General features: G+C 47.8%; 20 protein-coding genes. 18 read left to right on the plus strand and 2 right to left on the minus strand.

Going from position 1 to position 23,996, the window contains the following annotated elements; all coding sequences use genetic code 11:
* The first annotated feature begins 37 nt into the window (after positions 1 to 37).
* The 5 genes from ligA to ACUUHJ_RS04110 all read left to right on the plus strand — a co-directional run bounded on the left by ligA (position 38) and on the right by ACUUHJ_RS04110 (position 6,993).
* Positions 38 to 2,053 carry an NAD-dependent DNA ligase LigA gene (gene ligA, locus ACUUHJ_RS04090; protein ID WP_289676109.1) on the plus strand — a complete coding sequence of 672 codons (2,016 nt, stop codon included), beginning with the start codon at positions 38 to 40 and terminating at the stop codon, positions 2,051 to 2,053.
* 20 nt (positions 2,054 to 2,073) lie between these two features.
* A complete protein-coding gene (locus ACUUHJ_RS04095) occupies positions 2,074 to 3,000 on the plus strand; it encodes a WD40/YVTN/BNR-like repeat-containing protein (RefSeq protein WP_289676110.1) in 927 nt (308 codons plus the stop codon).
* Between the two features lie 41 nt (positions 3,001 to 3,041).
* Complete coding sequence (locus tag ACUUHJ_RS04100; RefSeq protein WP_472298307.1) at positions 3,042 to 4,109, plus strand: CamS family sex pheromone protein; 1,068 nt, start codon at positions 3,042 to 3,044, stop codon at positions 4,107 to 4,109.
* Between the two features lie 276 nt (positions 4,110 to 4,385).
* Positions 4,386 to 5,933: an L-glutamate gamma-semialdehyde dehydrogenase gene (gene pruA / locus ACUUHJ_RS04105; RefSeq protein WP_012684430.1), complete on the plus strand. Its 1,548-nt coding sequence runs from the start codon at positions 4,386 to 4,388 to the stop codon at positions 5,931 to 5,933.
* A 154-nt stretch (positions 5,934 to 6,087) separates the two neighbouring features.
* A complete protein-coding gene (locus ACUUHJ_RS04110; protein WP_289676112.1) occupies positions 6,088 to 6,993 on the plus strand; it encodes an MraY family glycosyltransferase in 906 nt (301 codons plus the stop codon).
* Here the strand turns inward: ACUUHJ_RS04110 and ACUUHJ_RS04115 are convergent, their stop codons facing one another.
* Positions 6,994 to 7,914, minus strand: coding sequence for a PAS domain-containing protein (locus ACUUHJ_RS04115; protein WP_472298308.1), 921 nt, complete (start codon positions 7,912 to 7,914; stop codon positions 6,994 to 6,996). It lies immediately after the preceding gene.
* 156 nt (positions 7,915 to 8,070) lie between these two features.
* Between ACUUHJ_RS04115 and asd the strand changes: the two genes are divergently transcribed.
* The 6 genes from asd (at position 8,071) to ACUUHJ_RS04145 (ending at position 16,253) form a co-directional block, all read left to right on the plus strand.
* Entirely contained in the window at positions 8,071 to 8,916 is an 846-nt protein-coding gene (asd, locus tag ACUUHJ_RS04120; protein WP_472298309.1) for an archaetidylserine decarboxylase, read from the plus strand.
* A gap of 714 nt (positions 8,917 to 9,630) precedes the next feature.
* Positions 9,631 to 9,921: an Asp-tRNA(Asn)/Glu-tRNA(Gln) amidotransferase subunit GatC gene (gene gatC, locus ACUUHJ_RS04125; RefSeq protein ID WP_007717539.1), complete on the plus strand. Its 291-nt coding sequence runs from the start codon at positions 9,631 to 9,633 to the stop codon at positions 9,919 to 9,921.
* A gap of 32 nt (positions 9,922 to 9,953) precedes the next feature.
* Positions 9,954 to 11,426: an Asp-tRNA(Asn)/Glu-tRNA(Gln) amidotransferase subunit GatA gene (gene gatA, locus ACUUHJ_RS04130; protein ID WP_472298310.1), complete on the plus strand. Its 1,473-nt coding sequence runs from the start codon at positions 9,954 to 9,956 to the stop codon at positions 11,424 to 11,426.
* A 4-nt stretch (positions 11,427 to 11,430) separates the two neighbouring features.
* Positions 11,431 to 12,867: an Asp-tRNA(Asn)/Glu-tRNA(Gln) amidotransferase subunit GatB gene (gene gatB / locus ACUUHJ_RS04135; RefSeq protein ID WP_016741203.1), complete on the plus strand. Its 1,437-nt coding sequence runs from the start codon at positions 11,431 to 11,433 to the stop codon at positions 12,865 to 12,867.
* Positions 12,868 to 13,000: 133 nt separating this feature from the next.
* Positions 13,001 to 14,572: a YcdB/YcdC domain-containing protein gene (locus ACUUHJ_RS04140; protein WP_472298311.1), complete on the plus strand. Its 1,572-nt coding sequence runs from the start codon at positions 13,001 to 13,003 to the stop codon at positions 14,570 to 14,572.
* A 19-nt stretch (positions 14,573 to 14,591) separates the two neighbouring features.
* Positions 14,592 to 16,253, plus strand: a complete 1,662-nt coding sequence (locus ACUUHJ_RS04145; protein ID WP_472298312.1) for a YcdB/YcdC domain-containing protein — start codon at positions 14,592 to 14,594, stop codon at positions 16,251 to 16,253.
* Between the two features lie 53 nt (positions 16,254 to 16,306).
* On the opposite strand, the gene ACUUHJ_RS04150 is transcribed toward ACUUHJ_RS04145, so the two are convergent.
* Entirely contained in the window at positions 16,307 to 18,067 is a 1,761-nt protein-coding gene (locus ACUUHJ_RS04150) for an RNA polymerase sigma factor (RefSeq protein WP_472298313.1), read from the minus strand.
* 319 nt (positions 18,068 to 18,386) lie between these two features.
* On the opposite strand from ACUUHJ_RS04150, the gene ACUUHJ_RS04155 reads away from it, so the two are divergent.
* The 7 genes from ACUUHJ_RS04155 to ACUUHJ_RS04185 all read left to right on the plus strand — a co-directional run bounded on the left by ACUUHJ_RS04155 (position 18,387) and on the right by ACUUHJ_RS04185 (position 23,931).
* Positions 18,387 to 18,899, plus strand: a complete 513-nt coding sequence (locus tag ACUUHJ_RS04155; protein ID WP_289676122.1) for a hypothetical protein — start codon at positions 18,387 to 18,389, stop codon at positions 18,897 to 18,899.
* Positions 18,900 to 19,240: 341 nt separating this feature from the next.
* Positions 19,241 to 19,855 (plus strand): SH3 domain-containing protein, encoded by a 615-nt coding sequence (locus ACUUHJ_RS04160; protein ID WP_472298314.1) that lies wholly within the window; start codon positions 19,241 to 19,243, stop codon positions 19,853 to 19,855.
* A 247-nt stretch (positions 19,856 to 20,102) separates the two neighbouring features.
* Positions 20,103 to 20,441: a hypothetical protein gene (locus ACUUHJ_RS04165; protein ID WP_221866830.1), complete on the plus strand. Its 339-nt coding sequence runs from the start codon at positions 20,103 to 20,105 to the stop codon at positions 20,439 to 20,441.
* Between the two features lie 111 nt (positions 20,442 to 20,552).
* Positions 20,553 to 21,023, plus strand: coding sequence for a hypothetical protein (locus ACUUHJ_RS04170; RefSeq protein ID WP_472298315.1), 471 nt, complete (start codon positions 20,553 to 20,555; stop codon positions 21,021 to 21,023).
* 28 nt (positions 21,024 to 21,051) lie between these two features.
* Positions 21,052 to 21,780: an ABC transporter ATP-binding protein gene (locus tag ACUUHJ_RS04175; RefSeq protein ID WP_472298316.1), complete on the plus strand. Its 729-nt coding sequence runs from the start codon at positions 21,052 to 21,054 to the stop codon at positions 21,778 to 21,780.
* On the plus strand, positions 21,780 to 22,961 hold the full coding sequence (locus ACUUHJ_RS04180) for an ABC transporter permease (protein WP_472298317.1): 1,182 nt from the start codon (positions 21,780 to 21,782) through the stop codon (positions 22,959 to 22,961). The genes ACUUHJ_RS04175 and ACUUHJ_RS04180 overlap by 1 nt, the downstream gene beginning before the upstream one ends.
* Positions 22,962 to 23,028: 67 nt before the next feature.
* The gene (locus tag ACUUHJ_RS04185; RefSeq protein WP_472298318.1) at positions 23,029 to 23,931 is read left to right on the plus strand and encodes a DMT family transporter; all 903 of its coding nucleotides are present in this window, start codon (positions 23,029 to 23,031) and stop codon (positions 23,929 to 23,931) included.
* Positions 23,932 to 23,996: the final 65 nt, after the last annotated feature.

Raw genomic sequence — 23,996 nt, forward strand, 5'->3', positions numbered from 1 at the left:
AAATACAGGCCAATCGCAAAAGTAAAGGATGAACGAAATGGATCGATTGACGGCGGAAACAAAAATTAAAGAATTAGCGAAACGAATTGAGCGGCATAATCGTCTTTACCATGAAGAGGATCGACCTGAGATTTCTGACCAAGAATACGATCAATTGATGCGGGAGCTAAGGGAGCTTGAAACAAGCTTCCCTGATTTGCAGTCTCCTGATTCTCCTTCCTTGCGTGTAGGGGGAGAACCGCTGCCCTTCTTTGAAAAGGTCGTTCATAAGACACCGATGCTCAGTCTCGGCAACGCCTTTAATGAGGAGGACATCAGGGATTTTGACCGCCGGGTGCGTCAAGCCGTTGGCAGTCAGGCTGTCCGATATGTAGCTGAACTGAAAATTGATGGTCTGGCCGTATCGCTACATTATGAAAATGGGCTGTTCGTCCGCGGAGCTACTCGTGGAGACGGAACAACAGGCGAAGACATCACACAAAACCTGAAAACGATTCGTTCCATTCCTTTGCGGCTGACGAAGCCGTTAACCCTTGAGGTTCGCGGTGAGGCTTACATGTCCAAGGGAGCATTTGAAAAGCTAAACAAGGAACGCGAGGAGCGTGGAGAAGCCCTATTTGCCAACCCGCGCAATTCCGCAGCAGGCTCGCTCCGTCAGCTTGATCCAAAAATTGCCGCATCCCGTCAACTCGATACGTTTATTTACGGCATTGGCGATCTGCAAGGGGAGACAGTGGAATCGCACAGTGAAGGGCTTGACTTGCTGGAGATGCTCGGCTTCATGGTGAATCAGGAGCGACGTGTATTTGACGACGTCGATGAACTGCTCGCTTTTATTGCGGGCTGGACAGAGAAACGTCCTCATTTGCCTTATGAAATCGACGGCATGGTGATCAAGGTCGACAGTTACGCTCAGCAGGAAGAGCTTGGTTTTACTGCGAAAAGTCCGCGTTGGGCCATCGCATACAAGTTCCCTGCCGAAGAAGCGGTTACGATTCTCGAAGGTATTGAAGTATCTGTGGGGCGTACAGGGAATGTCACCCCGACTGCTTTATTGAAGCCAGTCAGTTTGGCAGGTACGACTGTGAAGCGTGCTTCTTTGCACAACGAAGACATTATTCGGGAAAAAGGCCTCCTTATCGGCGATCATGTTGTCGTCAAAAAAGCGGGGGACATTATCCCGGAAATTATCGCAGTCTTGCCAGAGCGTCGTACTGGAAATGAAGTGCCATTTGCTATGCCAACGCATTGTCCTGAATGCGGGAGTGAGCTGGTACGCTTGGAGGAAGAAGTGGCTCTGCGTTGCATCAATCCAATGTGTCCGGCCCTAATCCGTGAAGGCATGATTCATTTCGTGTCCCGTACGGCTATGAACATTGACGGCTTGGGAGAAAAGGTCGTGGCCCAGCTGTTTCGCGACGGTATCATCCACAGTGTCGCTGACTTGTATTATTTGCACCAGCAGCGCGATGTTCTATTGGGCATGGAGCGCATGGGTGAAAAATCCGTAGATAATCTGCTTGCGGCTATTGAAGCGAGCAAGGAGAACTCGCTGGAGCGCGTATTGTTCGGTCTTGGCATTCGTTTGGTCGGAGCCAAGGCGGCACGTGTTCTCGCGGAGCATTTTGGCAATATCGATACCATTATGCAGGCATCTGAAGAAGAGATTACGCAAATCGATGAGATCGGGCCGAAAATGGCTGCGAGTCTCGTGAACTACTTCGCACAGCCGCAGGCACAGGCAGTTATTGAGAGACTGCGAGCGGCAGGAGTAAACATGGAGTACAAAGGAATCCGCATTGAGAGTGGCGCAGACCTCCCATTCTCAGGCAAAACAATCGTTTTGACCGGTACCTTGACGCAAATGTCGCGGCAGGAGGCAGAGGAAGCGATTGCGCGCTTGGGTGGCAAGGTAACAGGCAGCGTCAGCAAAAAGACAGACCTGGTGATTGCAGGTGAAAAAGCCGGCTCCAAGCTGGAGAAGGCAGAAAAACTAGGCGTAGCTGTTATGGACGAAGCAGGCTTCCTGCAAGTATTGGAGAGCAACGCCTAAGAAAACGGTGGCGACAACGGATGAGCAAGGGAAGGGACGTGAAGAGCATGAATAGCTTCCTGAAATGGGGAATCGGTGTAGTAGCCATGCTGCAATTGGTTGGCTGTGGAAATAACAGCAGTACTGGCAGTAAAGAGATCAATGCGAATCCTCCAACAGTTACAGCTGCTGCTCTACAAGGGAACTTGACCTATCAGGACGTATTGGAACTGGGAGCAACCATTCACAATCTGATGATGACCGATGACGCTCGTCAAGTATGGGTTGGTACGAATGCAGGGTTGTACAGCTCAGCTGGCGGTGGAACGTGGGGATCTCTCTCGACAGATTTAGAGCAGTATGCGATTGAAGGGTGGTTTGTGGACCCGGATGATCCGAAGCAAATATTTGTCGGTGGAATTGATGGGGTTCTTCATTCGACAGATGGTGGTAAAAAATGGACTTCAGTCAACAAGGGGTTACCAGAGCCAGCGAATATCACCAGCTTTGTAGGGAATCGCCAAGGAGACGAAGTACGTCTGTTTGCCTTTGTCTCGGGAGAAGGCATTTATCAATCGATGGACGGGGCCCAATCTTGGAGTCTGTGGCAGCCGATGGACCAGGAAGTATTTGCCATGGACTTTGATCCCGAACAAGACCGACTCTATGTAGCGGCCCAATTCAGCTTGCTCTATAATGAAGAGGGGCAGTGGAAGACAGAGGAGATTCCCGGAGCACAGCAGATCTATTCGCTCGCCATTAACAGACGAACTGGTACTCTCGCTGTCGCAACCGAAAAAGGTATCTATGAGAAAATCAAGGGCGAATGGCGGTTGCTGGATGCTCGTTCACCAGAAAAGCTGATTGTCATTGCTTCAGGTGGCGAGGATACAAAATGGGTGGGAATTGGCGAATCGGCATTGATCTACAAGCTTGAAGACAATCGATGGATCAAGTGGAACGAATGATTCGTACATCGCCCACCTTTGGATACGAAAAGGAGTAATCTATGAAAGTGAAGTTTTTGGCAGGATGCAGGTTCTTGACAGCTATACTTCTTGTGATGGCATTGACTGGCTGCTCGCTGATACCTGGGGGCAAGGACAAAGCTCCTGAGCCTACTACACCGTCCTTGTCGGAGGTAGTGGAAGTATCCGAGGATTACTACGGAAGCGTTACCCCGTACAAGCAAAACCAGACACGAGGAATGCTTGCTGATACGAAATATCGCGTCGATTTCAGTCACCTTGAATTAGGCTTGATGGAGTTTGCTCGGGAGACATACCCGACGTCCGATTATTATTTCCAAGAAGGTCAAGTGATAAAAAAAGAGCAAGTTACCCAGTGGATTGCACAGGAAAAGACGGCTGGGGCCAACGGGAAAAAGAAAAACGGAATTCTCGTGCACGTATTGGAGCATGATTACCTGAGCAAGAAGGATAAGAGCCTTGCTGGCATGGTGTTGGGCTTGTCTCTTTCGCCGAATTATCAGGATGCAACCGGTCAGGACAAGGTGTACACGCCACAAGAACTTCAAGCAAAAGGTCAGCAGGTTGCAGCGCGTATCGTGCAGTCTGTACGTGCAACCAGTCCGGAAGTTCCGATCCTGATTTTGATGTATCAAGTACCGGAAGTGAATTCTACTCTGGTGCCGGGGCACTTCATCATGTCAGGAACAGTAGGGGCGAATGAAGCAACGATATCCAAGTGGCTGCCGATCGAAGAGGAATATTTCCTGTTCCCGAGTTCAGAGGTTGAGCAGAAATACCCAGAGCAGTCGTTGCAGTACGACAAGCTCATGCGCCAATCGAAGGGCTATTTCCCTGAATATATCGGGTTGACTGGTCTGGGACGTTTCATGGACGGCAAGCTCACTGAGATTACGATTACCGCCACTGCAGAGTTTGACTCCAGAACAGAGGCATTGCAATTTACGCAATTTGCCGCAGGAAGCATCAATCAGCTCTTCGACAAAAGCGTTCACGTCAACCTGTATGTACAGTCGATGAACAAACCATTGTCGATCTACATTCGACCGACAAGTGGAGAGCCGTATATGCATATTTACAGACAATAAGGAAAAGCATAAAACACCCGAATGATCTCCTGAGAAGGTGAGGAGGTCGGGTGTTTTTTTTGTACACAAAAAATAACAGGTTGAACAAATGTGTGAAATGTTGAACGGTGTGTGCACAAAAGTGTTCGAGATGCTTTTTGAATCTTGTCGGTGATTTTTCCGCAAAAATGCAAACACTAATAGAGTCGAGCTTTAAATGGTTTTGTTGGTATGATCCTTGCATATGTTTTATGAGTGATCCGAACATGGAAGATATCGATAAGGAGGCGTCACAAGATGCAAGTGGAATTCAAAAACGAGGCGTTTACCAATTTTAGTCTGCCAGAAAATAAAAAGGCATTTGAAGAAGCTCTCGCTAAGGTAGAAAGTGAGCTTGGCCTTGAGTATCCGCTTATCATCGGCGGAGAACGCATCACAACTGAAAAGAAATCCAACTCCTTCAACCCTTCTAATAAAGAACAAGTAGTGGGCGTTGTTTCCCAGGCTGACCAAGCACTGGCTGAGAAAGCGATCCAAACAGCTGCTAGCACTTTCGAAACATGGAAAAAGGTGCCTGCACAAGCACGTTCCCGCTATCTGTATAAAGCAGCAGCAATCATGCGTCGCCGTAAGCATGAGTTCTCTGCTTGGCTCGTAAAAGAAGCAGGAAAAAGCTGGGCAGAGGCTGACGCTGACACAGCAGAAGCAATCGACTTCATGGAATACTATGGCCGTCAAATGGATAAGCTGTCCCAGCGCCATGATCTGCCTCGTATCCCTGATGAAGACAACGAATTGTACTACGTTCCACTCGGTGTAGGTATCGTTATCCCGCCTTGGAACTTCCCTCTTGCGATCATGGTTGGTATGACGACAGCAGCTCTCGTAGCGGGTAACACAGTCGTATTGAAGCCTGCTTCTACCACTCCAGTAATCGCTGCAAAATTCATGGAGATTCTTGAAGACGCTGGCGTACCAGCTGGTGTTGTAAACTTCGTACCAGGTTCCGGTAGCCAAATCGGAGATTACCTCGTAGAGCACAACCTGACTCGTTTCATTAGCTTCACAGGTTCCCGTGACGTAGGTCTGCGTATCAACGAACTGGCTGCGAAACATCGTCCAGGTCAAAAATGGATGAAGCGTCTGGTTGCTGAAATGGGCGGTAAAGACTCCATCGTTGTTGATAACGACTGCGATATCGAGTTGGCTGCACAGTCCATCGTGGCTTCTGCATTCGGTTTCTCTGGTCAAAAATGTTCCGCTTGCTCCCGTGCTATCGTTCACCAAGACGTGTACGACCAAGTACTGGGCCGCGTAGTAGAGCTGACCAAACAACTGACTGTGGGCGACATCAGAACCAACGATTTCTACACAGGTCCTGTGGTTGACGAGAAAGCATACAACAAAATCCTCGAGTACATCGAGATTGGTAAAACAGAAGGCAAACTGGTTGCAGGTGGCGAAAAAGGTCCAGAATCCGGCTACTTCATCATGCCAACTGTATTTGCAGATGTAGATCCACAAGCTCGCATCATGCAAGAAGAGATCTTTGGCCCAGTGGTAGCATTCTGCAAAGCTAACGATTTCGATCATGCAATGGAAATTGCGAACAACACTGAGTACGGCTTGACTGGGGCTGTCATCAGCCGCAACCGTGAGAACCTGGAGCGCGCTCGCGAAGAGTTCCACGTAGGTAACCTGTACTTCAACCGCAAGTGCACAGGCGCTTTGGTAGGAGTACATCCATTCGGAGGCTTCAACATGTCCGGTACAGACTCCAAAGCGGGTGGACCAGATTACCTCCTCCTCTTCACACAAGCAAAAATGGTTTCCGAAAAACTGTAAGCTACACAATAAAAAAGCTGCCTCTTTTACAGGGGCGGCTTTTTTGTTCCTATTTTGTCCACACTAAAGACAAAATGATGGGCAAAGCAGGTGAGGGTAGCTGTTTACTTATATCGTGTCAGGACTCTCCTCGTTTTTTGTTGTGTATTTGTTGATGCCGGCAGCAAATTGGCTGGCTTGGAAAACAAAGCTGCTGGATATGCCAAAGGGGAGAAAGGGACATAGCAGGCCGATCCCATTATCTGGTGGTTTGGCGATGTTTGTCGGTCTCTTGCTGGTGTCAACTTTTTTTGCAGGGGCGCAAAAAACCGTTGCAGTTTTGGCAGTTGGTGGGGCCATGCTGGTGGCTATTGGATGGTTAGACGATGCGTACAAGTCGCAGAAAAAAGAATTTCCGGCACTGCCGAAGCTAATGGTGCAGTTACTGGTAGCGATGATGACATTCCTCATGGATATTCGCTTTCGGGGAGTCAATTTGATGTGGCTGGGGGGAGAGGAAGGGACGTATATCTCATTTCCAATCCTTGTTTCCCTGTTGATGACCGTGCTGTGGATCGTCGGCTTGATCAATATGGTGAATTTTTTGGATGGAGTCGACGGGCTTGCTGCCGGTGCTACCGCGATTTCAGCGGTGACCTTGTTCTTTTTGTCGATGCTCAAAGGTCAAGAATTAACAGCATTATTGGCAGTTGCACTGGCAGGTGCTGCACTCGCTTTTCTACGCTTCAATTTCTATCCGGCGAAAATTTTTATGGGTGATGCGGGATCGATGTTTCTGGGATTCGCTCTCGGCGTGATCTCGTTGGAAGGAACGATGAAAGGGGCTACGATCATTTCATTAGTCGTGACTGTCCTGGCAGTAGGCTTGCCCATCGTAGACACAGTTCAGGTCATCATCAGTAGGCTTTTGGCAGGCTCCCCCATGTACCAAGCGGATCGCCGACATGTTCATCATCGGCTCATGTCCCGGGGGTTGTCAACGAAGCAGACGGTCATCATTTTGTATATGGTGAGCTTGCTGTTCTCCGTTTTGGCAGTGTCTTTGTTTTACAGTCAATAATCAAATGGGGTCAAAGAAAAAGAAACGATTACGCCCTGTCTTTTTGGCCTGATAAAGTGCTTTGTCTGCATTGCTCAACAATTGTTCAGCTTCGCTTGCAGATGCCGGATAGAGGGCAATGCCTATGCTTGTCGAAAACGGTATGGTCCGGTCCTCAATCATCCAAGGCTCTTGCGTCGCCAGCAGGATACGATTTGCAATTTTTTCAACCTGACGTTCAGAGTGAATGTTGGTTAGGACGATGACAAACTCGTCTCCACCCAGCCGTGCGACGATATCGCCATCTCGAACAGATGACTTGAGGCGTGTAGCGAGCATTTGCAAAAACAAATCGCCTGTGTCGTGACCCCATGTATCGTTGATTTCTTTAAAGCGGTCACAGTCCAAATAGAGGGCAGCGACCATCTCTTCTTTTGATTGGGCAGCACGTAGAGCTTGCTGGAGCTTTTCGGAGAGGAGGCGCCTGTTCGGCAATCCCGTAAGCACATCATGATACGCCATATAGGCCAGCTGTGACTCCAGGTTTGTGCGCTCAGTAACATCGCGGGTAATGGAAAAGACATGTGTGCATACACCATTACTATCGTAGACAGGAGAAAGAATGGATTCGCCAATGATGTCACCATTCGCAGTAAAGTGGATCGGACTCCCGCTTTTTACTGCTTGTGTGTACATGTGCTGCAATAAGCTGGCTTTTTCATGAGGATACACGTCGTCAAACGTTTTTCCGTATGCTTCCTCGCTCAATAGGGCGACGTGCATAGCGGATGGATTCATCAAAACATAGCGAAACAGATACTCCCCGTCCGCATCTTGTTCGACAGCCATGAGAAAGAACATGTCCGACATATGATCGAATAGACTGGTTAGGATATCACCATGCTGACTGATAAGTGTAGTAATATCGAATTTCTTCATCATAACCGATATCTCCTGATAAGTGGCTTCTTAAAATGATTATAGTATAGCAAGACTGCCGAAGAAAATGATGAACCTCTGGTAATAGTGCGGGGTTTACTGGCTGTTAGCAGAAGTGGTAAAGTAAGGGTATTGTTGTTTTACGAAGGAGCATTTCTTATGGGCAAAAAGCTGCTCCCAGGTCTCATCCATCGCTTGCCACAAAACGCGATGTCACGGACTATGGGCAAAATTACCGCTACTCCCTTTAGTCGATTAGCCATTCAACGATACATAAAGCACTATCAAATTGATACGTCGATCATAGAAAAGCCGGCATCAGAATACCGAACGCTGAAGGAGTTCTTCTCCCGACGCCTGAAGCCCGCAGCGAGACCAATTGCACCTGGTCTAGATACCATCGTTAGTCCGGTAGATGGAACTGTCTCGCAGCTAGGGGATATTTGCGAAGGTACCTTGATTCAAGCAAAGGGAAAAGATTTCAGTGTGAGTGAGCTGCTAGGCGGTTCGGAGGAAGAGGCCAAGCGTTACTACGGTGGTAAATTTATCACCATTTATTTGAGTCCAAGGGATTACCACCGGATTCATATGCCAGTAACGGGCGATTTGAGCAGTTACTGCTATTTGCCTGGCAGACTCTATCCCGTTAACAAGCTCGGGATTGAAAACGTAGACCGTTTGTTTGCTCGCAATGAACGCTTGGTAACTCACATCAAAACAGATAGCTTGGGCGATATGGCTTTGGTAAAAGTAGGAGCCTTGTTTGTAGGCAGCGTGAAGGTCTGCTACAACACAGCTACGACGAATATCAAGCACGGTCGCCAAACCCACGAGAAGATTGCTGGGACACCTCGTTATGAAAAAGGCTCGGAGCTGGGCTGGTTCGAATTTGGATCCACCGTCATTTTGCTGTTGGAGTCCAACGAGCTCGAATGGGCAACAGGCGTTGAAAAAGGGAAGTCTCTCTTGATGGGGCAGGTACTCGCGACAAAAAAGGCGGAATAGCGAACGAGAAGAAGAGTTCACAGTCCAGGGCAAATGCCTTGGACTTGTTTTTTCTTAGGAGATGAAGAAGTGGCTGCGGTGGGGAGAAGAATATTTCCAGTCTAGGCTCAGTGCTCCGTCCCGCTGAGGGGTGGGACTGCCCGCTCCGAAGGGATTCGCGGGGAAACGCAAAAGTGGTAGCCGCTACGTCGTATGGGCACGGTTGCGTTTCTTTTGCCCGCGAATCCCTTCTCCGCTCGGTAGGACTCCACAAGTCGCTACGTCTGGAAATATTCTTCTCTAGCGTTACTGATTGCATTTCATCAATCTTTTAAGGCTTTTAAAATCCGACTAGCACGATAGCTGGTAGAGGAAACAGGAGAAAACAGCGAAGATCTTTGGTACACCGACCGAGACGGAATGGAAAAAGCGAAACACGCTCTTAAGCGTCCACCTCTGAAATACATCCTGAAAGGACTACTTTGGACGCGGTTTCGCTTTTTTCATGGAGACGGGCAGTGAATCCCTCAGCGGGTGGGACAAGAATCTGAGCGTTTTCTCCTGTTTCCTCCCCACCACAACAGCCAGACAAAGTTTTATTAGTTAATAATCGATCAATATTTTTTTGCCGAAAACATTATTTGTTTTCCTTGTCGAAATCCCCGTGAAAATTGACTGAACCTGCTCTTTTCAAGTAAGATCAAAGTTATGTGATACGATTCGGAGGTGGAAAGAATGAGTGCCATTACTCGCAAAGAAGTGGAACACGTAGCTAATTTGGCCCGTTTGCAGCTCACTGAGGAAGAAGCGGAGCGGTACACAAAAGACCTGAATGCGATTCTCGATTTTGCAGCCAAGCTGAATGAGCTCGATACATCCAATATTGAGCCAACCAGCCATGCGACAGACGTGAAAAACGTCATGCGCGAAGACGTAAACAGACCGTCCCTGCCGCGTGAGGACGTGCTGAAAAACGCACCGGATCACGAAGACGGACAGTTTAAAGTACCGGCTGTATTCGAATAACCTATTGGATAACGAGAAGGGAGGAACCCACTGTGTCGCTGTTTGACAAGCGATTGTCTGAGATACATAGCGCCCTGCGCGCAAAAGAGATTTCGGTAACGGATCTGGTGCAGGCTTCCATCGCTAGCATCAAGGAGCATGACGGAGAAATCAAATCCGTCCTACATGTAGATGAAGAGGGAGCCTTGGCTCATGCTCGTCAATTGGACGAGCGTCTGGTTAAGGGAAATGAGGAGCTGGGTCTTCTCTACGGCTTGCCAGCCGGACTGAAAGACAACCTGGTTACAAAAGACATTCGCACGACTTGCGCGAGTAAATTTTTGGCGAACTACGATCCTGTCCATGACGGGACGGTTTCCAAAAAGGTGAAGGATGCCGACTCGGTTATCGTTGCGAAGCTGAACATGGACGAGTTTGCGATGGGCGGCTCCAACGAAAATTCCGGCTTTTTCCCAGCGAAAAACCCGTGGAACACCGACTACGTTCCGGGAGGCTCTTCTGGTGGCTCAGCGGCGGCAATGGCTGCACGTCATTTTTACTACACACTTGGCTCTGATACAGGTGGCTCCATCCGTCAGCCAGCTGCTTTTTGTGGCGTTGTCGGCTTGAAGCCTACATATGGACGCGTCTCCCGTTTCGGGCTGGTTGCGTTTGCGTCCTCGCTGGATCAAATCGGGCCTGTGACGAAAAACGTTGAGGATTCCGCCTATGTGCTGCAAGCGATTGCGGGACATGATGAATACGACTCTACCTCTGCCAATGTGGACGTACCGAATTACTTGTCCGCATTGACTGGAGATGTAAAAGGTCTGCGTATCGGGGTACCGAAAGAGTTGATCGGAGAAGGGATTGACCCTGAGGTTCGCGATGCTGTTTTGGCAGCATTGAAGCAGCTGGAGAGCATGGGTGCTACATGGAGCGAGGTTTCCATGCCGCACACGGAATATGCAGTGCCAGCTTACTACCTCTTGTCTTCTTCTGAAGCTTCGTCCAACCTGGCTCGTTTTGACGGCGTTCGATATGGTGTGCGTGCAGACAATGCGGCTAACCTGATCGAGCTGTACAAGGAATCCCGCAGCCAAGGTTTTGGTCAAGAAGTGAAGCGTCGCATCATGCTCGGAACCTACGCGCTCTCGTCTGGTTATTACGATGCTTACTACAAAAAGGCGCAGCAGGTGCGTACCCTGATCATCCAGGACTTCAACAGCATTTTTGCTGACTACGATGTCATCCTGCACCCAACGACGCCTTCTACGGCTTTCAAAGTAGGCGAAAACGTAGATGATCCGGTGAAAATGTATCTGGAGGATATTTGTACCGTTCCTGTAAACCTGGCTGGTCTGCCAGCAATCAGCGTGCCGTGCGGATTCTCCAAAAACGGTCTGCCGATCGGTTTGCAGATCGTAGGTCGTGCATTTGACGAATCCACCGTATTGCGCGTAGCCCATGCGTATGAGCAAACCGCAGGCTTCTACGGGAGCAAACCGGAATGGGTGAGGGGGTAAGAGCATGAGCAAGTACGAAACCGTCATCGGCTTGGAGGTTCACGCCGAGCTATCGACCAACAGTAAAATCTTTTGCGGCTGCCCGACTGAATTTGGTGCACCGCCGAATACACATACATGCCCGATCTGCTTGGGACATCCAGGTGTACTGCCTGTAACGAACAAGCAAGCTGTAGAGTTCGCGATGAAAGCAGCACTCGCCCTCAACTGCGAGATTTCCCGCGAGACCAAGTTCGACCGCAAGAACTACTTTTATCCGGATTCCCCAAAAGCGTACCAAATCTCGCAGTTTGACCAGCCGATCGGCTACAATGGCTGGATCGACATCGAAGTAAACGGTGAGACGAAGCGCATTGGGATCACTCGTCTGCATCTGGAAGAGGATGCGGGCAAGCTGACGCACAGCGATTTTGGCGGAGAGTCTCTCGTAGACTTCAACCGCGTCGGCGTACCGCTCGTCGAGATTGTTTCCGAGCCGGACATCCGCACACCGGAAGAAGCACGTGCGTATTTGGAAAAGCTGAAAGCGATCATCCAGTACACCGAAGTATCTGACGTTCGCATGGAACAAGGCTCCCTGCGTTGTGACGCCAACGTATCGATTCGTCCGTATGGTCAAGAAGAATTCGGAACCAAGGCCGAGCTGAAAAACATGAACTCCTTCCGCAACGTGCAAATGGGCTTGGAGTACGAGGTACAGCGCCAGACAGAGGTAGTTTCTTCCGGTGGGAAGGTCGTTCAGGAAACGCGCCGTTGGGATGAAGCGAACAAGAAGACGTTGACGATGCGTTCCAAAGAGGAAGCGCACGACTATCGTTACTTCCCAGACCCGGATCTGGTTCGCATGCAGATTTCCGAGGAGTGGATTGAAGCGGTTCGCGCAACCATTCCAGAGCTGCCAGATGCTCGTCAGGCACGCTATGTGAACGAGTTTGGTTTGTCTAAGGATGATGCCGGAGTCATTACGATCTCCAAGGAGACGGCTGATTTCTTTGATGAGACTGTGAAAACAGGAGCAGAGCCGAAGTCAGTAGCAAACTGGCTGATGGTTGACCTGTTGGCACACCTCAACGCCAACAACCTGGTGTTTGCTGATGTGAAAATGACACCAAAAGGCTTGGGTGAGATGATCAAGCTGATCGAGGACGGAACCATTTCCTCCAAAATCGCCAAAACCGTCTTCAAAGAGATGGTGGAGACCGGCAAAGAGCCGAAGCAGATCGTCGAAGAAAAAGGACTCGTCCAAATCAGCGATGAAGGCGCCCTGCGTCAAATCGTCGTCGATGCGGTCAATTCCAACCCACAAGCCGTGGCAGACTTCAAGTCCGGAAACGAAAAAGCAGCTGCTTTCTTCGTTGGACAGGTCATGAAGCAAACCAAAGGGAAGGCAAACCCGGGAATGGTAAACAAGTTGATTCAGGAAGTATTGAACAGCCTGTAGGGCAAAACATACGACAGCACTTTCTCTGTAAGGGGAGGGTGCTGTTTTTTTGTGTTTTGATCTATGCTAAATAGTGGGAAAAAAGTAAGATAGAATGCATAGCTATCATCATAATTGATTAGGAGAAATGTTCATGACACAAAAATGGAAAAGTGCGACGGCTGCTTTTGCAGTGACAACCATGCTGCTGGGAACGGGTGCCCAGGCTTTTGCTGCAAGTCCGGAAATGATTTTGAAAAATGCTGAAAACCCATCCAAAGAACAAGTCAAGCTGCCTGCTCGTGCGGTAGAGATTGTCGCTGCACTGGAGAAGCTGGAGCCTGCCTTAAAAGCTCTGACGTTCCGAGAGGTCGTTATTTCTGATTACGATGAAAATCAAGTGGATTTGTATATAAGCCATCCTGACGATACCGAAATGAGTGCATATCTGCTTTTTGATCGCCAGAGCGGTGAATTACTAGGTTACGAGGCTTCTGAATTCATTTGGGAGGAGAATGAAAAGGTAACGGACGAAGCCATCGTGCAAAAAGCTGAGAAAGCTGTGCAAGAGTTGCTCGGAGAAAAGAAGCGAAAAATGACAGATGCGCCTCAATTGTCGAAAACAGTATACGGTGAAGAACAGTTGTTTATATACCCGAATGTGTACTTTCCGATTCTGTTAAATGGTCTGGAAATAGACGAAACGCGCTTTGGTATCGATGTGGACATGGATTCAGGCGGGCATTTGTTAGGCCTATCTTTTCAACCGCTCGATTTGACGGGGATACAGGTTGCAGATCCGAAAAAAGCTGTGGCAAAAGAAGAGATCCAGAAGCAAATATTTACGCCCGAACGCCTTCGTTATGGCTATGTATGGGAAGGAACAGATGGGAAACCCGGTATTGAATATACCATGAGGACGTCACCAGTATTTGATGCATTGACAGGAAAGCAGATCGAAATGGAATGGGGAGCAGGGGAAGGGGATGGAAAACTCCATACATCTGATATCAAGGACATTTCCTTGAAACCCCAAGGGAAGCCATTCATTGCAAAAGACGCAACGGATCAGCAAATTTTAGAGAATTTGTTTGGGGTTGATACCAAGAAGCTGTATACAACCTATCGAAAAGACGAACAGCAGGGTGAAATCACTTATGACTGGTCGAACCCTATCGATTATAATCGGGCCTCTATTATGGTGAACGAAGTGACTGGTGATATCGGCGGATACGTAAATTGGGCACATATCGAAAATCTCTCAGTGCCCCTAACAAAGGAGCAATCCTTGCAAAAGGCGATTACGTTCCTTGAGCCTTATGCTAAAAAAGCCGAGTGGCAAGTCGAGATGTATGAGGAAATCAAGCAAGAGGACAAGAAATCCGTCGAGCAGTATGGCTTTTTATTTCTCGAAAAACAAAATGGGATACCGCTCATGGAGTATTCCTACGGAGTAGCAATTGATCCAAATAAGGGAAAAGTCGTTGAATTCGTGGCATCAGTTCCAGCAGAGGATCGTAAATATCCTGTTCTCAAACCATCTGTAACAGCCCAACAGGCAGCAGATATTGTTTCCAAACAGGTACCGGTCAAGTTGACCTATATCTGGTCGAGCTCAGGAGAGAAGAATGCACCCATTCTCGTTTACAAGCTCGATACCAGCAAAGGCTGGCCAACTGTAGATGCCGTAAACGGATCGTTTAAATGGGGAGAGTACGAGGATTAAGAAAGAAGGAGGAGATTTAATGAAACGAAATGGAAAACGCACAGCAATCGCATTGACAATAGCAATGATGTTGCCAGCAACAAGTGGAACAGCCATGGCTGCAAGTCCTGAAATCCATCCTAGCCACATTGCAACTGTTACAAAAAGCGAGGAAAAGCTCCCGGAGAGGGCCACTCAGATCGTAGCTGCTTTAGAAAAACTGGAGCCTGCATTGAAAACGTTGACGAAACGAACGATTGTGAAAAGTGAGATGGATGAAAATCTGTTAAACCTCAATCTGGAAAGTCCCGAATCCAATGACATGAGTGCCATTGTTGTCTTTGACAGAAAAACAGGTGAGTTGATCATGTACAGCGCCAGTTTGCATATTTGGAAGCAAGGAGAAATTGCGACAGACGAGATTATTTTGCAACGGGCAGAAAAAGCAGTGCTTGAGTTATTAGGGGCAGACAAAAGAAAACAAGTAGGCTCGCCTACATTATCCAAAGCTGTTAACAAGGAAGACCCTGAAGATTTGACTGATAACTCAACAATATACCGCTCCGTTTATTATCCAGTTGAACTAAATGGGCTGGAGGTATTGGGGAATAGGATGGGCATATATGTGTCGACGGATTATGCTGGTCATATCTTGGGTGTATCCAGTGAGCTACTTGATTTGAAAGAGACCAAGGTTCCAGATCCGAAAACGGCACTGACACCAGAAGCTGTCAAAAAGCAGTTTTTCACTCCTGATCGTCTTGAGTTGGGCTATGTGCTGGAAGGGAAAGATGCCAAGCCGGGCATGCAATACTTATGGATGAATAACGCTTACATCGATGCCGTGACAGGAAAGCAGATTGACTTCACTCATGGAACTGAATTAGCCGGGAATGGAAAAAGAAATCCTGACAACCTGAAGAATATTACGGTATCGCCAAAAGGAGAGCCGCTTATTGTCAAAAGCAGGGCAGATGGAGAAAAAGTCGTCGCGGGCTTGTTTGACGTGGATACGAAGGTGATGTTCACAGAATACAACACAGGAGAAGTTGATGGTGAGATCATACATTCCTGGAGCGATGAGTTTGGGTATGAAGACGTGTCCATTTCGGTGGATGCTTCTACGGGAGCGGTCACTAGTGCGGATATTTTTATGGAAACAAAAAGCTTGCCTGTTCCCTTATCGAAAGAAGAAGCCTTGAAAAAAGCAATTTCCTTCATCGAGCCATATGCCGCTAAATCCTCTACTGAATGGCAGGTTGAGATATTTGATCCATATAAACAGCCGAAATTGGCCGATTGGATGATCGAGTTGAATGAAGGAGAGGGTGAAGAGGAGGAGGAGGACACAGGAACAGGAGCGTATACCTTCATTTTTTATGAATTGCACGATGGGTTGCCTGTGTTCGACCGTTACTATTGGATGAAGGTTGATATAGAGAGTGGACAAGTATTTACTTTCATTGTGAATTTGCCGGAAAAAGAGGGTACTCTTCCCATCCTGAAGCCATCCGTAACGGAGCAACAAGCTGCTGAAATCGTAGCCAAAAATCTCCCTGTAAAGCTGTCCTACTTCTGGCCAACCTACAAAGGCAAACAAGCTCCTTTTCTCACCCTTGTCTATACGGTTGATAAGAGCAAGAGCTGGCCTTACGTAGATGCTGTAAAAGGCACACTTGAATGGGGCGAATACGAGGAATAATTCGAACGAAAAAGAACGCAGCTTTTCTGACTGCGTTCTTTTTTCTATCCCTTTTATGTGGATGCCTGATTTGCAGTGAGTCCCGCCTGTATTTGTTCCAGTACCGATACGGCAGCACTCTCATTTCGCTCAATCGCCTGCAACAACGCAACTGCCTGCTTGCCCTGCTCTGTATCATTCGGCTCGCCTCCAGCCGGGAACGGAAAGAGCTTGCTTAACGTGTCAAAGTCATCGGCAATCGCCCCGTACAAGTTAGCCGCTTCTTTCATCAGGGGACGAACCTCATCAAACACAGAATCAGTCCACGTATCAACGATTTCGCTCCAGAAAAGAGAGGCGTAGCGACGTGCATCCCCGTTCACCACGGTCGTATACGCGTTGCCATTCGGCTCAACCGTTCCCTTTTCATAGGCTTCCTGCCAAGCAGCATAGGCCGCTAGACCATTGACGCAGCACGCGTCCTGCGGCTCTTCTCCACGATAATGAACGAGTGCAGAGTGGAGAGCATTTGTAAGCATCGTGCGTTGGTCGATCGGAAGCGCACGGTCGATGGCAAGGACAAATAACTCCTCGACGATACCCCGCCCCAAGTTTTCATAGGGAATGGTACTGTCGTTTCGGCAGTTGTCTCCTGCGTAAAACACTCTTTTTTCATCATCATAGCCGTAGATCAAGCCGAACTCCGGCATGAACAGATCCCAAGCAAGCACAGGATGCCCTTTGTCGATGGAGCGGTGAACCAGCTCTAACGCTTCCGGCAAGAGGACAGACAGCTGACGCTTCTGGCGTGCTTCCTGGCTGAGTAGCGAAGGTTCTACTTGATTGGCATTCATGCTTGGTTCGCAGGAAAGATGATACGAGGTGACGGCACGAGATTCAAAGCCCATGTTTTTCAAACCCTGCTGCAAGACTCGTTGAAAGTGAAACATTGTCGGGCCCGCAATATGAATATTTCCAGGGACGATCGTCAGGCGAAAGGCATGGCCGCTCAGGCCAAGTATCATCGGCAAAGACATTTTTCGTTCGGTCGATTCTACCATTCCGTATAGTGCCGCTGCGCAAGTAACCCAAGTAGGCATCGTGAATGCTTCTGGTTTATTCAATACTGCTTGTTTCATAATCCCCGCAACCTTTCTCGTCTTCATGTATTGATCAACAACGACACGAGTTTTTTCCTGAATCAGTTTTTTGCGAGAACGCGATAGCACTTGATAGACATTCGCCTGGGACATCTGGAACATGTGGGCGATCTCATGAGGGGCCAAATGATCAAAAAAATGAGATTCCACAATGCGTCTCTCCCGAGGATTGAGGCAGTACAGCAGGCTCCTGATCGTCTCAAACAGTTCACGCCGCACCATGACCTCTTCGGGATTGGTGTTCTGCGCAGAGTGTGACCAAGATCGTCCCAGCCTGTGCAGGATGCTATCGAGGTCCTCCCAGTCAGTCGGTTCCTGCTCAGGCGTTTGTTTGCCCATACTCGAGAAGAGGGTTTCTCTTTTTTGCGAACCCTTCGAAAGCCGTGTGTACGCCTGATTGCGCACAATCCGATGCAGCCAAGGAAGGAAACGTCGGCTGTCCACAAGCGTTCCCAGGTGCAAAAAAGCGCGAATGAGAGCATCCTGAACGATGTCTTCGGCGAGAAAGGCTTCTTGTGTGTACGACCGAGCATAGCCGTATACTTTGGAGCGATGACGCCTGACCAGCTCGCTAAACGCCTCCTGATCTCCGGCTTTCGCCTGCTCTACCAGAGCCTCGTCTTCTATCTCGGTGTGTTCCTCATGAGTCTTAGGCTTGATTATCAAGTGATCCATCGCAAAAACTCCTCGTGATTTGTTGATTTACTGTGTAGACTTCTGGTTCACGGATTTTCTGACACGGGATGAGAAAAAATTTTTGGAGTTTTTTAACCGATAAATGAAGTGCAACAGACAAAGAAACCTAGTAGTTTTCTAATAGGATCGAATAACGGATCTGATTTGCAGCATTATGTATATATTCTTACAGAACCAGGCAACGGCGCTACGGATAAAGGTGATATGTATTTGCTAAAATGTTATGACATGTTCTGGTAATTAAAGATTGCCGCGGAAAAGTATTTTTGTCGCAGTGTAATTCTTTTAGGAGGGTAGCATGAATAAATTTATTGGAGTAGTAGTTTTTTCTCTTTTAACAGTCCTTATTTCTGGGTGCAATGGGACTCAATCAGTAAATACACCAATAGAAGTAACGCAAGAATCTCAAAAAGCACCTTCACAGATATGGATTCAAGCGTATTTGAATGGGTCAAATAAACCACAACCAGAATTAATAGAATCTAGCGAAGATAAAATGCAAATCGAACAAATTTACAAATGGATAAATGAAGGGAAAAAAGACCAGAAAATTACAGTTAGTAATATTGACCGAGTCTATCTCCTTCGTTTTGAATTTATGAGAGATGGCAAGATTGCAGAGAGTCAAAACTATTTGTATGTCATTACTACTGACAGTAAACTATATGCGAAACATGTGGAAGTGAATGAAAAGTATAACTTTGATAAGTATGATAGTAGCAAACTTTCTAACCTAATAAATGAAGCAGGAATTGAAGGATGGCAGGAATTGAAGTCTGGTGTAATTAATAATGAAGTGCTCCCCAACTAATTTATTTGAACTTACTCTGTTATTGTTCAGACAAGATAAGTTTCAAATAAAGGATTTCCTATTAGGTTGTTCATAAATCTTTTTGGAGTATATTGAAATATATGTATAATTCAACTATAATTTCCTTCTAAATATTATTAGGGGGAGCAGAAATGATAAAGAAAATCTCTTAAGTTGCAATTATTCTTTCACTACTTATATTTGGTGTTTCTGATGTTGTTGACGCTAAACGTGGTGGAGGCGGTAAAAAGAGTCATAGTTCTTATAAAATCAGTAAAAGCAAGAAAAAATCAGTATCTAAACCTAAATCATCTCAAAGTAAACCAAAATCTAGTCAATCTGTGAAAAAGAAAACAGAAAATCAGAAAGATAGGAGTAATAACAAAACGAAACCGAAACAACAAGCACCTCTTCCTAAAGTCCTCTATATCGCTACAGATAAGGGATATGTTTTTGCAAACCCGAACGTAGAATCAAAAGCAATAACTTCGCTACCGAAGGGCACTCCTTTAACGCCGAAGAGCATGACAGGAGTATGGTATCAAGTTAGTTTTACCCAGAATAATCAGTTAGTATCTGGTTATGTTTCTAGCAATATAACCTCTACTTCTTTTATTCCTCTTGATACAAAATTACAAATTGATCAACCACAAAATGAGAATATAAGTAAGCCTCCAGTAAGCAGAGAGGTTCAGGATAGAATTCTTCAAGGTTATATTGAAATGTTTAAAGCAAAACCATCAGCAGTAGAACTTGTGGTTGGCAAAAACGGCGCAATAGCTTATGGACATCCGAATGATCGAAATAGTGCAGTTTTTGCTAATTTAAAAAATGGTACTGTCGTGAAAAGTGATTATCTATTTGCGGGATGGTATCAGGTGTATGTAACTATCGGCAATGAAGTAGCAATTGCATATGTTGATGGCAAGGATGTTTCAGTTAACACCCCGAAATAAAATACGCAATTTATTAGCAGACTTTGCTGAAAAGCGAAGTCTTTTTTTACTGGCATCTTTTTTTAGCTAGTAGTGGACGATTGCTGCTTCTAATGGCAAAAGCTGGGTACACGATGATTGGGGTCTATATCCATGAGGGAATACTTACGTAGTGCAAAGGGTGTCAAAAAACGAACCGACCGATTTGTAACAATTTCCACTCTCCCCTATAATGAACGTACAGGAAGAAAAAGGAGGATGGAAGTACATGAAGCTCATTTCTGTTGCAGGAGAAAGTGTGGCACCTGGAAAAGGTGGTTCACCGTCTGATACATTTGATCGTTCCATTGCTACGTGGCAAGAAAACGGTCAAGAAAAAACAATAACCGTCACTTATGTGCGTTATTTTGGCAAAGTACTTGCTGAGCGGGGCATTTACGATCAAGAGGCAGAAGGTGTTCCTGTCAGCCATTTAGTAGCGACTCTGTTTCTTGAAAAGCATCCAGAGGTAAAAGAAACCCGTCATTATATTAACGATACGGAAGCTTTCGTCGCGCTGTTTGAAGGCTTTTCCCTGACCAAATGGAAAGAGCGGTATCCGCTGTAGGATACGAGAGTCACCGTTCTTGAAGTCAAAAGATTCTGATTCGCCAAAGGCACATACGGGTAACTTTTATGAGGGCATGCTAAGAGCAACCAATTATTGGAGGGAATTAGCATGTTTTCTATTTGGTTGCCACTGGTGATGACGTCTTCTGCGCTTGTGTTTGGTACAATGTCTTCGCATGTCCCTACGACTACGACATCCTCGACGGCGTGGATGGTTGCTGTACAGGAGTTTGACGCGTTTTTGCAGGACTGGAAAAAAGGACAGACGCTTGCGAATCTGCGTCACCCGCTTTTTGACCTCACGGGAGTGTTAGCGGTGTCAGGAATGATGGAGATCATCCGGTTTTCGGGAGAAGCCCACGGGCAAGCGGGGGAAATCACCCTTTCGTTTTACACACTGGAAGGCGACAAGGTCTTTTCGCCCCCAGGCTCCGTGTCTGTCGCGCGAGTTGATGAGAAGCGGCGGGAATTTCAGGTCACTGGCGCCATACCCCGGGTTTTGCGCGGGCGGACGGGTGTTGTACAGGTGACGTTTATGGGAGAAAAGCGGGCGTCGTACTTACTGAAGGTACGATTCTAGTGAAAATACGGGAGAGGAGGGGCTGCTGTTGATTGAGGTCAAGGATGTTAGCAAGCGATTCAAGGAAATCGCAGCGGTCCAGCATGTATCGTTTCGGGTCGAGGCAGGCGAGGTTTATGGACTTCTCGGCGAAAACGGTGCGGGTAAGACAACGACGATGCGCATGATGGCGACGGTTTTGAGCCCGACTGAGGGAGATATCGAGATTAGTGGGTTTTCCGTTCGGCAGCAACCGCTTGAAGTGCGCCGCAGAATCGGTATTTTGTTCGGGGGAGATGTGGGTCTTTACAGCCGTTTGACAGCGCGGGAAAATATCGCGTATTTCGGTCGTCTTTACGGTTTGGAGCAAGCGAGGCTTGAGGAGCGGACCCTCCGTCTGAGCCGGATGCTTGAGATGGACGCTTTTTTAGACAGGCGAGTGGGTGCCTTTTCCCGGGGAATGAGGCAAAAGGTAGCGATTGCCCGGACGCTCGTACACGATCCGGATGTCATTTTGCTGGATGAACCGACGACAGGACTGGATGTAACGGCTGCCACAATCTTTCGAAGAATGGTCGGAAAGCTGCAAGAAGAGGGGAAGACGATTCTATTTTCCAGTCACAACATGGGCGAGATTAACAAGCTGTGCAAAAGAGTTGCGCTCATGCACAAGGGCAAGCTGCGGTTCGCCGGGGGATTGGATGCTTTACGCGAGGAGTTTGGGACAAAGGATCTGGACGACATTTTCATGGCTGTCGTGGAAGGGAGCGAGGGCTGATGGGCTCACATGTCGTTTGGACCGTATTCAAAAAAGAGCTGATGGACTTGTTTCGCGATCGCAAGGCGTGGATGGGGACACTACTGGTGCCACTGCTCGTCATTCCGTTCGTCTTCTTTTTACTGGGGACGTCGTATAGCAATGTGGAAAAAGAAGCGAGGGAGTACATCCCGCTAGCTGTGCAAGGATCATCTTCGTTGATTGCTGTTTTGCAAAAAAATCCCGCTGTTCAAATTCTGGAGCCGTCCAATCCGGAGCAAGCACTGCAAGCAGGTCAGCTGCGCGCTATTTTGACAATCCCGGCTGGTTTCGATGAAGAGATCGCGGCGGGAAAAACAGCGCAGTTATCGGTTGCCTATGACTCGACTAATCAAAAGTCTGTCTATGCCCGTACGTTGCTCGAGCAGACAGTAGAGGCTTACAGCAAGGAAGTCGTAGCGAAAAGGCTGAACCAAGCGGGCTTGTCTGAGCAGACGATTCAGCCGATTGTCTCCACCTTTCAAAATGCAGCCTCTGAGGAAAGGAAGTCTGGAGGGATGCTGGCTGGCATCATTCCGTTGATGTTGGTAGTCTCACTCGCATCCGCAGGAATGGCCGCAGCGAATGATCTCGTCGCCGGTGAAAAAGAACGGGGAACGCTCGAATCGCTGTTGACGGCGCCGATTGCAGCCCAGCACATCCTCACGGCAAAGCTGTTGGCTGTCATGACGATGAGTACCATGGGGGCAGTAGCATCGCTAATTTCTGTCACCTTGGCCATGCGTCTGGGACCGATGGCGACGGAAGGAGATCATTTTACACTCGCGTTCTTCTCGCCTGTCACTTTGTTGGTGCTTATCGTGACTATTTTGTTGTTGGCGGCGCTTTTTGCAGGGTTGGAGCTTGTTTTGAGTACGATTGCCAAGTCTTTTAAAGAAGGACAGACGTACATGAGTGCTGTCCTATTTTTGGCGATGGTCCCCTCGTACATGCTGATGCCAGTCAGTCCGGTCGACATCCCTGCACATTATTACGTGATGCCTGTGTTCAACGGCATCGCATTGTCCAAGGAAGTGTTTTACGGCAAGGTCGACCCGATGCATGTGCTTCTGGGGATTGGCTCCCTGCTTGTCTATGTGGTTTTCACTATTTTTCTCGCGTCGCGCATATTCCGCAGAGAAGGAGCGGGGTTAAAGCACTGAACACGGAAATGAACCTGCCCTGTTGCTTCTTTTGTCGCTGTCATTTCGAGAAAGCTGGTGAAATGTTGTGAATCCGCTGTATGTCGGTGTGTTATATATTTTCGGATCGGCTGCTGGTTTTGGCGTCATGTCTATTTTTGCTGTGTACGCCTATGAAGCGGGTGTGTCGGTTTCGACGCTCTTGTTTTTGCGATTTTTATTGGCGACTGCCCTGTTTTTTGGTTTGTTGCTCTGGCGCAAGGAGTCACTTCGCTTGGATAAAAGACAGGTGCTCGCGATGTTTTGTCTCGGCGGGATTTTGTACACGCTGCAATCCCTTAGCTTTTTCTCGGCGGTACAGTACATCCCGACCTCCATGGCGGCCTTGCTGCTGTATACATTTCCGGTGTTTGTTGCCATATTGAGCTACTTCGTCGAGAAAGAGCGGTTGACGAAAAAGACTGTCATCGCCATGCTGATTACACTCGTCGGTCTTGGACTGGTGCTCGGCTTGTCATTTGGCGGGATTCAGCCGGTTGGCGTATTGTTGGCTCTTGCTGCGGCGCTGTTTTATTCCGTATATATTGTGGTGGGGAATCGTGTGGTAAAAGGTGTTTCGTCTTATGTAACATCTGCGTACATCGCCCTGTTTGCTACCATTTCTACCTTTTTCATTGCGCTAAAAGACGGAGGGGTCGATCTGTCTTTTGCGGTACAAGGGTGGTGGGCGATTTTGGGGATCGTCGTTTTTTCTACGGTGGTCGCCATCAGTTTTTTTTTCCGCGGCTTACAACTAATTGGGTCAACCAAAGCGTCGGTGCTAAGCACGCTGGAGCCTGTTGTCACGTTTGGGTTTTCGGCGTTGTTGTTTGGCGAAGCTTTTAGCTTGCTTCAGTTGTTGGGGGGATGTGCAGTGCTCGGCGGTGCTGCGCTGATTGTTTCGGGGAAAGGCGGGGAGCCAGAGCTGGCACCCAAGCAGGCTTCTTCATAAAGCTATACCAAAAAGACGCTCTTGCTGTGAGGCTTCACGTGCAGGAGCGTCCATTCATTTTATGT

The organism is Brevibacillus schisleri (genome assembly GCF_055685845.1).